This window comes from Vibrio sp. 397, from assembly GCF_033339395.1.
GTDB classification, from domain to species: domain Bacteria; phylum Pseudomonadota; class Gammaproteobacteria; order Enterobacterales; family Vibrionaceae; genus Vibrio; species Vibrio alginolyticus.
Genome location: NZ_JAWOUN010000005.1, coordinates 201,716 through 215,899 on the forward strand (window position 1 = coordinate 201,716; position 14,184 = coordinate 215,899).

The window sequence follows — 14,184 nt, forward strand, 5'->3', positions numbered from 1 at the left end:
GTAATTTTAGGTTATTTATAATGCTTTATAACAGCAATCAATCAATGGGAAACTACTATTTCGTATCTCTTACCTTAATATCACTTACTCTTTTCAACTATACTAATTTTCTTGTTAGACCTATAGAACTGATAATCCCAGTTCTCTTTGTTGTTGCTGTCGCGAATATTGATAAGTTACCGAAATTGTCGTTGGGTGCATTGTTAATATTTATATTGTTTTTGCTTTCCCAGTATATAAATTATGAAGTCAGCGAAATAACTAAAGCAATAACGCACTTAAGAAACTGGTTATATTTGTTTTTATACCTAGTTCTTGCTAGCTTGATTAGTAAACTTAAGTTTTGGAGATTTGATATAAGCATGCCACTTTTGATTGGCATTTCACTCATAGTTGCAGTTTATATTCTAAGTAAGCTAGGTGTACCATTAGTTAGAGACTTCTTTACACCATACAGAATAATGTATGAGGAAAATGTGTTAACTGGAAAGAGAGTAATAGGAAACTCCTTTCATTTATTAGGAGTTGTTTTCCTACTCTTTTACTTAGGTGTGGTAAAAAGGTATGTTTTTTTAATAGCCTTATCAGCACTTTTATTAGTGTTAATTCTATCCCAATCTAGAACACAGCTTTTAACATATGCATTTTTTTTGTTCTGCCTTTTTGGTCGGTTTAATATAAAGTCTTTCGTTATTCTTGGGGTTTTGACTTTATCATTCGTAGCATTTATCGCTACTTCTTCCAATAGTATTTTTCTTGGCCGCCTAAATGAGTTGACTTTACTCTTTGAGTCGCCAGGGTTTATTGGAAGAATGATGGAGTTGGGAGAGTATTTGAATAGATGGCTGTCGAATCCCTATAGTTTTCTTTTTGGAAGTGGGTTAGGCTCAGAATTAAATTACTATAGATATCATTTTGAGTATGATATCTATAGTAATACATATAATCTTATGGATGATGTATTTAAAGAGGTTAGTTTTCACTCTGCGGACAATCTCCTTGCAATGGTTGTAACAGACGGAGGGCTTATATTACTTTTAATAACAATTTCTGTGTTATTAAATTACTTCAGGTTTCTTTTCAAGCAAGATAAGAGAATTTTTTTTGCGTTTCTGTCCTTTTTTGCAATATCTAGTATAACGGGTAGGCATTTAATTACAGATTATAGTCTGATTTTCCTGTTTGCACTTCCATTTTTTATATTGAAAGAAAGTGATAGTCGGTGTCTAAGATGAAAAAGAAAATTTTGATTGTTTGCCCTCACCTTAACTTAAAAGGTGGTGTTGCAAACTATTACAGAACAATAAAAAACAACTACTCAAGCGATAAGTTTGAGCTAAGTTATTTCTACTTAAGCCCATTGGGTGGCTCTAAGGGCATGATTAGTACTATTTCGTCCTTACTTTGGCAATATCTGTCATTTTTTAAATCTTTATCAGGTAAAGATGAAGTTTTACTTAACCCATCACTTCAGAAGAATGCTTTGCCTCGTGACTTCATATTTTATCTAATTTCAAAACTCTTTGGTAAAGACGTTACTATATTAATTCACGGCTGGGACTTAAATTATCAAAATAAAATATCTAATTCCACATTGTTAAAAAAAACCTATCGTTCAATGTTCTCAAATAGTCGGGTTTTTGCATTAGCTAGCGAGTTTTGTGATTACATCAACCACCTTTGTCGAAAGGAGGTGGCACAAAGAACGGTAACATTTGCAGATCCAGAGCTATTTGTTGGGTTTGATTTAGAAAAGGAATTCAATACCTTAGAGTTTTTGTATATGTCTCGAATAACAAAAGATAAGGGATGTTTGGAAGCAATTGATATTTTTTGTGAAATACTCAAGCGCCGGCCTGATGCAAGCTTGAGCATTTGCGGTACGGGCGATTATCTCGAACAGTGTAAAGAGCACGCGAATAGAAAAAACATTGGAGATAAAGTAAGATTTTTGGGCTTCGTTGATGCCAGTGAAAAGGTGGGTATTTTAGCGAGTACAAATATTACTTTGTTTCCCACGAAGCATGGCGAAGGTCTTCCAATCACTTTGGTAGAGTCAATGCATGCAGGTCACGTTATTATTTCATCAAACTCCGGTGGAATTAAGGATGTCTTTGACGGTACAGATAACTTAATTCTTGAGTTAAATAAATCAGAACAATGGTCTAGAGAAACTTCTAACTATGTTTTTGCTTTAACTGAAAATAAGTTAATAGAAATATCGAAAGATAATGTTAGAAGAGCAAAAGAAAATCACGGTATAAATAGAGTTTTCGAACAAATATTAGGGGCTTAATCTGAATGCTAGCTAAAACTAAGTGGTATGTGAATCGCCTTAAGAAAATGTCTTTTCTTGAGGTTATTCATAGGTGTTATGAGCAACTGGTATTTAGCAGGATAAAGCTGCTCTTTAAGTTGGGAATATTACCAAGTTTTTATAAAGAAAATAATACTGCTAAAAAATTTGGCAAAGCGAACTTTAGTCATTTGGATGACTACTTCTATGATGGTTTAAACAACGAGAGTCTTGATGATATTTATACCTGTTTAAATGAAACTGAAACAATACTTTTTACTAATGTTAATTACCGTATAGCTGATGATAATTTTGACATTCGTAACTTTTGGGAAAAGCATAGGTTTCAGCAATTGGTTTCATTGTCAAGAAATGGAAGTATAAGTAAAGCAGAACTTGTTGGTTTTGTTAAAGAGTGGTCAGAACGAAATCCACCTTACATAGGCAAGAACTACGTATCTGTTATGGAGGTCGCGTTGCGTGTTATTTCGTTGTTAGTTGCCAACTATTATATAGATAGGTTTGATGAAATAAAGTCTAATAGCAAAGATGATACGTTCTTGAATAATTTCTACAATCTAAATTATAAGATAATATCAGAAAGGTTATCTTTGTATAGTTCGGCAGGAAATCATACTTTAACAGAGCTTTGTGCACTTATTATAATTGCAAGTATCTCTGACAAAAAGCGTGATTGGGCGCGTTTCTCTGATTTATTTTCTTGTGAATTTCTAAGGCAGACTTATCAAGATGGTGGCAGTAAAGAGCAGGCAACATGGTATTTAAAATTCATTCATGACCTTGCCATAATCGTTCAACCATTCTTGTCTAGTGAAGAAAATAGAAATCTTATTGCTCAGCGAATTAGTAGTATTAGGCAGTATTTAGAGTCAGTTTCTCAATTTGGACTTGAGAAGATAGGTGATAGCGACTCTGGTTTTGCTCTTGCTCCAAATTTTGGTTTTAAAGCGATGCGGGGCGATTTATCGGATATTAATGGAAAAAAAGAAATTTTCAGAGAGTCAGGTTTTTTATCCTATGAAAGTCATAAATACAGTTGTCTATTTAATTTTTCTTCCTTAGGGATGGCACCTTGTTATGGTCATGGGCATTTAGATGCTTTGTCCTTATTGGTTAATAAAGACGGGAAAAAGTTATTTACAGACATAGGAACATACTCTTATAACTCTTCTGAAGATATTCGAAGTTACTTTAGGAGTAACCTAAACCACAATACCGTTTCAATAAATAAAAAATGTCACGCAAAAGAACTTGGTAAGTTCATGTGGGACAAACCTTACTTTTCAGTATTACTCGACGTAAATACAACCGAAATAGAACTGTATTCTCTTGCAAAACTTGAGTTCTCAAATGATCTTAAGCCTTTCACGGCTTATCGAGCTATTTATATACATGACGAAGAGTTCGCGGTACTGGACTTTGTTTATACCAGCAACCATGAAGAATTTGAAGTTTTACAAACATGGGTGTTAGGAGAGGATGTTAATGCCGTTAGTGATTCGAAAGGATTTCTATTTGACGATGAAATGTATGGTCTTTACGCCAGTAAAGGCTCTAGCGTTGAACACAAAGTCGAGCAAGTAACTATATCTAACACCTACCTGGAAAAGAGTTCATCATTGAAAGCCGTTGTGACTTGTAGATTTAAGAATTCTGGATATGTAATTATTTCTAACTTTAATAACTCAAAGTTAGAAGAAATCATTAAGATGTCGTCGGACAAAATAAAGAAGGATAATGGCTTTGAGTTCTAATGTTGTTACCATTTGTGATATTGATGTTAATTGCTTTCATTCGATTGAACATGCAAAGGACTATGTGTTCGAGCATTGTCTTGAAACCGCAAATGTAGCGGTTGCCATCAACCCTGAAAAAATAATTAGGGCGAATGAATCGGATGATATTAAGAATTTACTTAACCTTTGCGACTTTAGATATCCAGATGGAATTGGAGTTGTTAAGGCTATCAAAAGAAAAACAGGCTTGTATACATCTAGGATTCCCGGATGTGAACTTTGGGAGTCAATTATGATCGAAGCTGGAAGAAAGAATATTCCAGTTTTTCTTCTCGGAGCCAAACAAGGTGTAGTAGATTCAACTCGTAAAAAACTGTTAACAAAATATTCAGTAAACGTAGTAGGTTTTAATGATGGTTACTTTGATTCAGATGAGGATATGATTCAAAGAATTAAACACAGTAGGGCAAGGATTTTATGTGTTGCAATGGGATCACCAAGGCAGGAAGAGTTTATGATCAAGTGTAAGAACGAAGGTCTAAATGCATTTATGATGGGCCTTGGCGGGACATTCGACGTCTTTACAGATAATGTAAAGCGAGCGCCGAATTGGGCTCAAAAAATTCATTGTGAATGGCTTTATAGACTTCTGAGTCAGCCTACGAGAATTTTTAGACAAAAGCGTTTAGTGAAATTCTTGAAACTGTATTTAAAGAATAACTTTTAATAAAGAACATATTGAGGTTGTCAAAAATAACAGGACTCTTATATATGGTCTTATCCAGCTAGACTGGACACCACATTACGCGACATTTTGCTGTTCATGGTTAACTGGGCTTAGATAGCCAAGAGCACTGTTTCTTCTCGTCCGATTATAATCAGCCTCAATGCAATTTAAGATCGTTTGGCGCTTCTCGTCTCTGATCATTATTGGCTCGCTTCAACCCTCATTTTATGGAAGAAGCTTTCCACACAAGTATCCCAACAGTTTACTTTTCTGCCATATTTTGCCATAGATTATAATCAGTTATAAGGTATCGATAGTCTTTTGAACAATATTGGTCACCTCGACACTCTGAACGATATACTGCTAAGAGAATTCACGACATAACATATATGGACGCACCTCAGGATGCAATGGCTAATTGAATGATACGGTCGCTAACATATATCCGACGTCTTTCTAGGCCGATAATAAACCTGCGCCATGATGTAATCCGCCCCTCACTGTCTTTTCAAAGCCTCGGTTTCAATAACCATGTTGCGTTATCAGAGTGTAGTAAGGATGGTTCACCGTTTATTCATCAGCTATTGCAAACTCAGTTGCTTCTCTAGGATAACTCCTTAGAACTTGCTATTTTTTATCAAACAGGCTTAAAGGCCTGATTAATATCGTATTCACTATTTTTCACCAAGATGTGCCATGCTACCCGACCGAGCTTGTTTGCAAGAGCGACAATCGCTTTTGCTTTGCCTCGGCGTGCAATGAGTCCTCTCAACCATGCTCCCATAGAATCCACTTTGTTAGCTCCACACCGAACCACTGCGCGAGCGCCGTGAATAAGTAATGCTCTTAATTCGCGATTACCATTCTTCGATAGAGAGCCGAGACAACTTTTTCCACCTGTACTATTTTGTTTTGGAACCAGGCCACACCATGCTGAGAACTGGCGACCATTTTGGAATTGGTGTCCAGCACCTACCTCACTAATCAGTGCCGCTGTCAAAATCGGACCAAAACCAGGAATATTCCGAATAGCCTCATACCTTGGATTTTGCTGACTCAACATGGTGACACTTTGGGTCATTTCATCTATCTCTTCGCTAAGGCTGACAAAGTCACAGTATAAAGTTTGCAGTAAGTTCCTCATTACTGGGGAAAGATCATTCTCTGCATCTTCAAGAGCTATCGGTAAATGACTTCGCAAAGCTTTAATAGACAAAGGGAAAACCACTCCGTATTCAGCGGCGAGTCCTCTGATCTGGTTCGACAAGGCAGTTCTGTTCTCCACCAAGCGTTTACGGACACTGCGTATAGCTTTGAGGTCTTGTTGCTCAACAGACTTAACAGGAACAAAATGAATATCAGGCCTAGAAAATGCTTCGCAAATTGCTCTCGCATCATTAGCATCGTTCTTTTGCCGCCCAACAAATGGCTTTACGTGCTGAGCTGGGATAAGAGCTACGCTATGTCCAAGCTCTTGAAATATTCTGCCCCAATGATGCGAAGTTGCGCATGATTCCATCGCAATAGCCGTTTTCTCTGGTAATTGACGGACTGTATCAAGAAGCTTGTCACGCTTTACCTTTCGGTTTGACAAGATTTGTCCATCAGAACTCAACACGCATACTTGAAAGAGGTTTTTGGCTATATCGATACCGACAACTTTAATAGACATGATGATTACTCCTGCTCTTACTGGTTGCACCATTAGTTTGGTACAACGGTGCTAGAAGGGAGGTGCGTCCATCACATCAAAGCCGATTTGATGCTCTTTTCTGAGATTGTCGTGTTCTCTGCGATAGGCCATTCTGCAACGATAGATATTTGACACTATAAGAAGCCCTTCATCATTTCATTGTAATTACAATGGCCAAGTCGTTATCTCGTTGGGCTCATTAGGATTGCCATGCATCTCGTCAGAAGAAGCAAATAAGAATCAAACAGATTTCGACTAAAAAATGAAAATGACAATTGCCACGACTGGCTTCGTAGGCTTATCAAATGTGGTGTTACTCGCGACTTTTTTGGTAACGGTTAATACACAAATAACAATTGGCTAGAAAAAATTATGATTAAAAAATGTCTATTCCCAGCCGCTGGATATGGAACTCGTTTTCTTCCTGCGACGAAATCCATGCCAAAGGAAATGATGCCTGTGGTGAACAAGCCGCTGCTCAATCATTGCTGTGCAGGAAGTTCCTGAGTCAGAAACCCATAAGTATGGTGTGATTTCGGGTTTAGTGATTAAAGACGATTTATTCCGTGTGGATGACATGATCGAAAAACCGGAAGCCGGGACGGCGCCGAGCAACTTGGCGATCATAGGTCGTTATACTTTAACGCCAGATATTTTTGAGCTGCTTGAACAAACCGAAGCTGGCAAGGGTGGTGAAATCTAAATTACGGATGCGCTGCTAAAATAGGCGAAATCTGGCTGTGTGTTGGCGTATAAATTTAAAGGTCAACGTTTCGATTGCGGCAGTGTGGAAGGCTATATTGAAGTCATCAATTATTGCTATGAAAACATTTACAAGCAACCTTAGAAAGCGATGTCTCGAAAACTGAGCAAAAAGTGCTTGACGCTGAAGTCGCCTAAGCCTATTCAGAGCACTAACTTAATGGCTGGTGCTCTCTCTTCTTTATCTCTTTCCTCTCTTTTTGTGGGCTATCTGATCTCGCTGCGCTTCTTATCGCACTGTTACCTTTGTACCTCTGTACCTCTGTTTTTTTGAGGGATCCCTGCTATGCCAAATTGAAACCCCAATCAGTCAAAACCCTTGGTAACGATCGTTTTTGAGCCTTTTTTGACTTTGTTTTATAGGGTATTAGCGTAGCGTCCGTTTCAGTAGTGAGGCGGAAGTGAGACGCGTTTTTGTTGTCTTGAGACCTCAATAAGTTGGAAAGACGAGTCTATTGGGGGGGGGGGAGTGTTGAAGCCGAGATCCCGCAGTGAATTCATGAATAAAAGACGTCATACAATCGGCCTAGACGCTTGAATGTTTACAACTGAGCAACTTTTCGCGGTTCCTTACCGCGAAAATAAAGTACTGCCGCGTCAGATAACGCCTATTTTAAGTAAGCCTTGCTAATCTTATTGACGTTGGTGCCTTTGTGTTTGCCAGACACATTGATGTCTATACTATGGTTCGCACCTGCTCTTTTCCATTTACCAGCTTGTATACTCGCGTGCTTGAGTCCCCACTCTCCAATGAGGAGGACCAGATCGGAACGCTCCGCAATCGGGATGAAAATATCGGGTGACATTGCTTGATTAGGTTCTGATGGTGTCAACCGAGGAGAGCCTCACACGCGAGCTATCGCTCGGTTTTAACGTCGAACTCGGGGGAAACCAGCTTAAACTCATCACGACGCAAAGAGTAGCGAAGTTGTGATGAAAGTGTCCGTTGTTGCAGTGCTTGGTTGAGGGACGAGGTATAGAACTCATAACGGTTCCGTCTCGCTTTCTTCGCTTGCTACATCGCGGTATCGGCATTTTTAATAGAGCCTCTTTGTTGCCGCCGTAGTGCGGATAGATACTGATGCCAACGCTGGCCGTGAGAAATACATCTTCATCGCAGAGGGCAAGGCTTTGGCGAAACGTTCGAACTACTTTATTTGCAACGATGTGAACGTCGTCCGTGCATTAGAACCCGTGCTGCTCCCAACAAATTGAACCTTCAAGTCTTAAGCGGTGTTACGAAAAATGAGGTATTCACATACTTATTTAGCATCCTCAATGGAGATGGAGTGAGAAGAAAGTTCGTAATTTGTGATGAGGCGCCGAATTGAAATTCTAACTGATCTAGTAAAGATAGGTTAGCATGACATCGATATCACTTGAGTTTGCTCCATATCATCTGATCTAACGCACTCAGTTCACGGTGAGCGAACATCAAAGCCGCTCTCAGCATAAAATAATGTAGCAATATGTGTATTGGAAGAGCTAGGTTTAGTAGGTAAATATGTCTCTTTCGAGGCTATTTGTGTGGAAGTTTTTATATCAAGCTTGGTTGTTAGCTTTGGGTAGACGGCGCATTAATTAAAATGAAACTTGATGCAAATGTAAAGTTAATGAAAAATAAGTAGTTTAATAGAGGTGCTTAGGCTCCTTGTTACGTATTTGAAACTTCAGTAGTGGCATGATCAATGATAAAAATGATAACTGTGGGGGCTGTGGCGTGTTCATTGCCTTTTTATGTAGGGGCAGCAAAGGGAACTGAACAGTTAGAGCGCTTACCCTCTAATCAGAGCTTTACTGGGTTAACGTTGACACCTAATGCTCAGTCGTTAAATTTCGGTGATTTTTCTTTCACCTATGCACAAGGTTTACCATGGCGAGAGCGGATCAACGAGCTAGATTCACTTAAGTTCTCGCTTGGGGTACTCGAGGGCTTGGAAGCACATGCACGTATAGTGACTGAAACTTATAACTGTAGAGGTTTTTTGGAAGCGGGATGTGGGATCCGCGACCTATCTATGTCATTTAAATATCAGTTACCCAATTGGTTGAATGTCGATAGCTTCAACCTTGCCGTTGGTGTTCAGGATTTAGGAGGAGCGGCCAACCATTTCCAGACGAACTATGTGGTTGGAGATTACACAACCCATTTTGCTCCATTACGTTTTTCTGCTGGTTATAGTATTTCAGATATCGAGCTAGGAGTCATGGATGGGGTATTTGGCGGTGTGGAATATCAGCCATTTCGTTTCATGCAACTCACAGCGGAATATGATGCTGTCGAGTTTAACTCTTCAGTGAAATTTTTTACACCAAAAGGAGTGTTGCCACATGACATAGCTGCTTCACTCAGCTATCAGCTTTATTCAGGATATGATTCTGACGAGGCGACGGTGTGGAATGCCGCTTTTTCAATCCCTCTCATATCTGATTACACACGCTCAGTTAGCTTTTCTCAAAACGATATGTCTTTGAGAGATAAGCTTTTTGTAGAACAGAAGAAGTTTCAAGATGCTTCGATCTCAACTTTGGTGAGTGCGTTAAAAAACGAAGGTTTCGTTAATGTTCAAGTGGGGTTAGTCAATGGTAGAGTCGTGGTGGCTTTAGAGAACCGTCGATACAACCATAATCAAGCAGATGGATTAGGTGTAGCTCTGGGGATTGTATCGAGTCATTTTGGTCAAAATGCAGCGCAAGATATTGGCGCTGCATCGGATCAATTTGAACTTGTGATGCTTGCCAACCAAAAACCAGTGGTCAGCGTTTTGTCTAACTCAAACTGTTATCAAAGTTTTGTCAATGGTAGCGCATCTTGTGATGACATTCAGTTTATCACGCGCGACTTGTCGGAAAGACTAGACATGGTTGATTGGAAAACGGAACGAGTCAATTCAGGCACTTTAGATTCGCAGATCGTATTTTCCCCTATGGTAAGGCATGGCGTAGCAACCGAGTACGGTGTGTATGATTACTCTTTTGCCATGTCCAGCAACTTATACACCTACCTATGGTCTGGCGCGGCAATAGATGTTCGTCATATTTTACCTTTAGCAGAAAGTGATGATTTTGAAGAGGGTGGGTATTTCGAAGACAGCGTATACGAGAACGAGATTGAGCGTGCAATGGTACATCAGTTCTTCCGTTTGCCATATGTCGATATAGCCAACCAAGTATCTCTAGGCTTGGTTAAATCGGACTATATCGGTGCGCGTAGTGAATCAGCTTGGTTCTCTCAATCGGGCAGCCATTGGTTGGGATTAGAGATGAGCTATTTCCAACATCAAGACGAAAAAGACAAAAATGGTTATGCGAACCCAGATCGCCAAACCTTTTTAACTCGTTACACATTCTCTATGCCAGAGTGGGATTGGCAGTTTAACGCAACTGCTGGCGAGTTTTGGAAGGGGGATGTTGGCGCAAAATTCACGACATCACATTGGTTTGAAGACATAGAAGTATCTGCAAGTTATCAGGTGACGAAGTTTAACGATACAGACGAAGAGCAGTTTGTCACTGTGTCGGTAAAGCTGCCATTAACGCCATGGCGTGATATGTCGCCGAGTGTGATACAAGTTCGTGGTAACGAGGCTTATGATTTCAACGTTACGACACGAGTTGGCAATGATTATAATTACTTAGCGGCAGGCCAAGGGGATGAACTTGTGATGGATAATAGTATGCTTCGTCGCTACTTTAACCGAGGCCGTTATGGTCAAGAGTACTTTGAGCAGAACAGGCAGCGTATCCGCAACGCTTATTTGCGCTACTTGGGTACTCAATTGAATTAAGTTGTGCTGCTAGTTAGGCTTTGAGTTAATCACTGTACTCTACCGAGAGTGTCGGTGTTTTGATATGCTAGCGTCAGTTAAATGATAGGAAATAAAAATGAAAATTGCTGTAGCAGGCACGGGCTACGTCGGTTTGTCCAATGCCATGTTATTGTCACAAAACCATGAGGTAGTGGCGGTTGATATTATCCAAGAAAAAGTGGACTTGTTGAACGACAAGAAGTCTCCAATTGTTGATGCGGAAATCGAACATTTTCTAGCAAACAAAGAGCTCAACTTTGTCGCGACGCTAGATAAAGAGCGAGCTTACAAAGGCGCAGAGTTTGTTGTTATTGCCACACCAACGGATTATGACCCTCAAACGAACTACTTTAATACTTCTTCAGTTGAAGCAGTGATTAAAGATGTGATGGCAATTAATCCAGATGCGGTTATGGTGATTAAGTCGACTGTACCTGTGGGTTATACTGCGCGTATTAAAGAGGAGCTCGGTTGTCAGAATGTTATGTTCTCTCCAGAGTTTCTTCGTGAAGGTAAAGCTCTTTACGATAACCTACACCCGTCTCGCATTATCGTTGGTGAGCGTAGCGAACGTGCAGAGAAGTTCGCTAATCTTTTAGTTGAAGGTGCGGTAAAAGAAGACATCTCGGTTTTGTTTACTGACTCTACAGAAGCCGAAGCGGTTAAGTTGTTCTCAAACACATACCTAGCGATGCGCGTAGCTTACTTCAATGAATTAGATTCTTATGCTGAAGCACATAACCTTGATGCGCGCCAAATTATTGAAGGTGTAGGCTTAGATCCTCGTATTGGCAACCACTACAATAACCCTTCATTTGGTTACGGCGGGTACTGCTTACCGAAAGATACAAAGCAACTGTTAGCAAACTATCAGGATGTTCCAAATAACATTATTGGAGCTATTGTTGATGCAAACCGCACTCGTAAAGATTTTGTCGCAGAGTCTATTCTCAAGCGAGAACCAAAAGTTGTGGGCATTTACCGCTTAATTATGAAGGCTGGCTCAGACAATTTCCGCGCTTCGTCTATTCAAGGCATTATGAAGCGTATTAAGGCAAAAGGCATCGAAGTCGTGGTGTATGAGCCAGTACTTCAGGAAGATGAGTTTTTCCACTCTGCCGTTATCCGCGATCTTGAAGAGTTCAAACAAGTGTCAGATGTCATTGTTTCTAACCGCATGGTTGAGGAACTTGCTGATGTGGCTGATAAAGTTTACACCCGTGACCTGTTTGGTAGCGATTAATTCGTCTTTATATTCAAAATAATATAACAGGCTCCCTCAGAGGAGCCTTTTTTTAGTTGGTAATGGTTATGATTAAAAAGTGTTTATTCCCTGCGGCGGGTTACGGTACACGTTTCCTTCCTGCGACTAAGTCGATGCCGAAAGAAATGATGCCAGTGGTAAACAAGCCATTGATTGAATACGGTGTTGAAGAGGCGATTGAAGCCGGCATGGATGGTATGTGCATCGTCACTGGTCGTGGTAAGCACTCGTTAATGGATCACTTTGATAAAAACTACGAGCTAGAGCATCAAATTAGCGGTACAAGTAAAGAAGCGCTGCTTGATGATATTCGTTCTTTGATTGATTCTGCGAGTTACACTTACATCCGTCAGCGTGAAATGAAAGGCTTAGGTCACGCTATTCTTACGGGACGTGAATTGGTCGGTGATGAACCGTTTGCTGTAGTGCTTGCGGATGACCTATGTGTGAATGAGGACAAAGGCGTTCTAGCGCAAATGGTTGAGCTGTACAAACAGTTCCGCTGTTCAATCGTTGCGGTACAAGAAGTGCCGGAATCAGAAACGCATAAATACGGTGTGATTGCTGGCGAGATGATCAAAGATGATATCTTCCGCATTGATAACATGGTTGAAAAGCCAGAGCCAGGTACTGCACCTAGCAATCTAGCGATTATTGGTCGCTATATTCTGACCCCCGATATCTTTGAGCTGATTGAAAATACAGAGCCGGGCAAAGGTGGCGAGATTCAAATCACCGATGCGCTGATGCAACAAGCTCAATCTGGTTGTGTTTTGGCATACAAATTTAAAGGTCAGCGCTTTGATTGCGGTAGTGTAGAAGGCTATATTGAAGCAACAAATTACTGCTACGAGAACCTTTATAAGAAGGATTCCAGTGCGGAGCTCGCGAAAAAACCAACCGTGAAAATTGCCGAGCCAGCATAATTCAGAACTTCCTATCGGTGTACTCCGAGTGGATAACACGCAAACAAAAAGGGATGCATGATGCATCCCTTTGTTATTTCGACTCTGAGTAAAAACGAGATTAAGCTTTTGCTTTTGCCGCTGCTTTAGCGATTGCTGCGAAGCTCTTAGCGTCTAGAGAAGCGCCGCCAACTAGAGCACCGTCGATGTCTGGTTGTGAGAAGTAAGCTTCAGCGTTTTCTGGCTTAACAGAGCCGCCGTATTGGATGATTACTTGTGCTGCAACTGCTTCGTCTTTCGCAGCGATAAGTGCGCGGATAGAAGCGTGGATGCGTTGTGCATCTTCAGCGGTTGCTGCTTTACCAGTACCGATAGCCCAGATTGGTTCGTAAGCGATGATTGCGCCGTTTAGAGCTTCAACACCGTAAGTGTCGATAACTGCGTTGATTTGACGTGCACATACAGCTTCAGTTTCGCCAGCTTCGTTTTGCGCTTCAGATTCACCGATACAGAAAACAGGAGTTAGGCCGTTTTCTTTTAGGAAGTTGAATTTCTTCGCGATGAACTCGTCAGATTCGTTGTGGTATTCACGACGCTCTGAGTGACCGATGATGATGTGAGTAGCACCGAAATCTTTCAGCATTTCTGGAGACATATCGCCAGTGAACGCACCGCTGTTGTTTAGGTCAGTGTTTTGAGCACCTAGGATGATCTTGTTACCGCCTTCAGCGATTACGCGCTCTGCTAGGTCGATGTAAAGTGCTGGTGGAGCGACTGCTACGTCAACACCTTCAACGCCTTCAAGCTCAGCGTTAAGACCAGTTAGCAGCTCAGTTACCATTGCTTTGCTGCCGTTTAGTTTCCAGTTACCCATCACTACAGGACGACGCATAGGAATATCTCCCTTATCTTTAATGTAAATAGTCAATTAATGTAAAAAATCTACGTAGGAATATAACAGAATAATGTGA

At 40.4% G+C, this 14,184-nt stretch carries 9 protein-coding genes and 2 pseudogenes; 8 read left to right on the forward strand and 3 right to left on the reverse strand.

Going from position 1 to position 14,184, the window contains the following annotated elements; genetic code table 11:
* The first annotated feature begins 20 nt into the window (after nt 1-20).
* From R7P36_RS10560 to R7P36_RS10575, 4 genes are read left to right on the forward strand one after another with little or no spacing between them, the layout of a single operon-like run.
* Nucleotides 21-1,235 carry a hypothetical protein gene (locus tag R7P36_RS10560; protein ID WP_164666538.1) on the forward strand — a complete coding sequence of 405 codons (1,215 nt, stop codon included), beginning with the start codon at nt 21-23 and terminating at the stop codon, nt 1,233-1,235.
* Nucleotides 1,232-2,296 carry a glycosyltransferase family 4 protein gene (locus R7P36_RS10565; RefSeq protein WP_164666537.1) on the forward strand — a complete coding sequence of 355 codons (1,065 nt, stop codon included), beginning with the start codon at nt 1,232-1,234 and terminating at the stop codon, nt 2,294-2,296. The genes R7P36_RS10560 and R7P36_RS10565 overlap by 4 nt, the downstream gene beginning before the upstream one ends.
* Nucleotides 2,297-2,301: 5 nt before the next feature.
* The gene (locus tag R7P36_RS10570) at nt 2,302-4,071 is read left to right on the forward strand and encodes a heparinase II/III family protein (protein ID WP_164666536.1); all 1,770 of its coding nucleotides are present in this window, start codon (nt 2,302-2,304) and stop codon (nt 4,069-4,071) included.
* Entirely contained in the window at nt 4,055-4,780 is a 726-nt protein-coding gene (locus R7P36_RS10575) for a WecB/TagA/CpsF family glycosyltransferase (RefSeq protein ID WP_164666535.1), read from the forward strand. The genes R7P36_RS10570 and R7P36_RS10575 overlap by 17 nt, the downstream gene beginning before the upstream one ends.
* 75 nt (nt 4,781-4,855) lie before the next feature.
* Here the strand turns inward: R7P36_RS10575 and R7P36_RS10580 are convergent.
* Together R7P36_RS10580 and R7P36_RS10585 are read right to left on the reverse strand one after the other, a co-directional pair.
* Nucleotides 4,856-5,123, reverse strand: a pseudogene (locus R7P36_RS10580) (IS3 family transposase); the annotation flags it as partial.
* Nucleotides 5,124-5,417: 294 nt separating this feature from the next.
* The gene (locus R7P36_RS10585) at nt 5,418-6,452 is read right to left on the reverse strand and encodes an IS110 family transposase (protein ID WP_029560014.1); all 1,035 of its coding nucleotides are present in this window, start codon (nt 6,450-6,452) and stop codon (nt 5,418-5,420) included.
* Between the two features lie 393 nt (nt 6,453-6,845).
* Between R7P36_RS10585 and R7P36_RS10590 the strand changes: the two are divergent.
* From R7P36_RS10590 to galU, 4 genes and pseudogenes are all read left to right on the forward strand, one after another.
* Nucleotides 6,846-7,320 (forward strand): annotated as a pseudogene (locus R7P36_RS10590) (sugar phosphate nucleotidyltransferase).
* A 1,603-nt stretch (nt 7,321-8,923) separates the two neighbouring features.
* Complete coding sequence (locus R7P36_RS10595; RefSeq protein WP_411978667.1) at nt 8,924-11,023, forward strand: YjbH domain-containing protein; 2,100 nt, start codon at nt 8,924-8,926, stop codon at nt 11,021-11,023.
* Nucleotides 11,024-11,120: 97 nt separating this feature from the next.
* Nucleotides 11,121-12,287, forward strand: a complete 1,167-nt coding sequence (locus R7P36_RS10600) for a nucleotide sugar dehydrogenase (protein WP_318122129.1) — start codon at nt 11,121-11,123, stop codon at nt 12,285-12,287.
* Between the two features lie 68 nt (nt 12,288-12,355).
* A complete protein-coding gene (gene galU, locus R7P36_RS10605; RefSeq protein WP_005397961.1) occupies nt 12,356-13,234 on the forward strand; it encodes a UTP--glucose-1-phosphate uridylyltransferase GalU in 879 nt (292 codons plus the stop codon).
* A 100-nt stretch (nt 13,235-13,334) separates the two neighbouring features.
* Here galU and tpiA read toward each other — a convergent pair whose 3' ends face one another.
* Nucleotides 13,335-14,105 carry a triose-phosphate isomerase gene (tpiA, locus tag R7P36_RS10610; protein ID WP_005384863.1) on the reverse strand — a complete coding sequence of 257 codons (771 nt, stop codon included), beginning with the start codon at nt 14,103-14,105 and terminating at the stop codon, nt 13,335-13,337.
* Nucleotides 14,106-14,184 lie beyond the last annotated feature (79 nt).

Coding starts and splice junctions, on each gene's coding strand:
- R7P36_RS10560 (WP_164666538.1), top strand. CDS start 21: ATGCTTTATAACAGCAATCAATCAATGGGAAACTACTATTTCGTATCT.
- R7P36_RS10565 (WP_164666537.1), top strand. CDS start 1,232: ATGAAAAAGAAAATTTTGATTGTTTGCCCTCACCTTAACTTAAAAGGT.
- R7P36_RS10570 (WP_164666536.1), top strand. CDS start 2,302: ATGCTAGCTAAAACTAAGTGGTATGTGAATCGCCTTAAGAAAATGTCT.
- R7P36_RS10575 (WP_164666535.1), top strand. CDS start 4,055: ATGGCTTTGAGTTCTAATGTTGTTACCATTTGTGATATTGATGTTAAT.
- R7P36_RS10585 (WP_029560014.1), bottom strand. CDS start 6,452: ATGTCTATTAAAGTTGTCGGTATCGATATAGCCAAAAACCTCTTTCAA.
- R7P36_RS10595 (WP_411978667.1), top strand. CDS start 8,924: ATGATAAAAATGATAACTGTGGGGGCTGTGGCGTGTTCATTGCCTTTT.
- R7P36_RS10600 (WP_318122129.1), top strand. CDS start 11,121: ATGAAAATTGCTGTAGCAGGCACGGGCTACGTCGGTTTGTCCAATGCC.
- galU (WP_005397961.1), top strand. CDS start 12,356: ATGATTAAAAAGTGTTTATTCCCTGCGGCGGGTTACGGTACACGTTTC.
- tpiA (WP_005384863.1), bottom strand. CDS start 14,105: ATGCGTCGTCCTGTAGTGATGGGTAACTGGAAACTAAACGGCAGCAAA.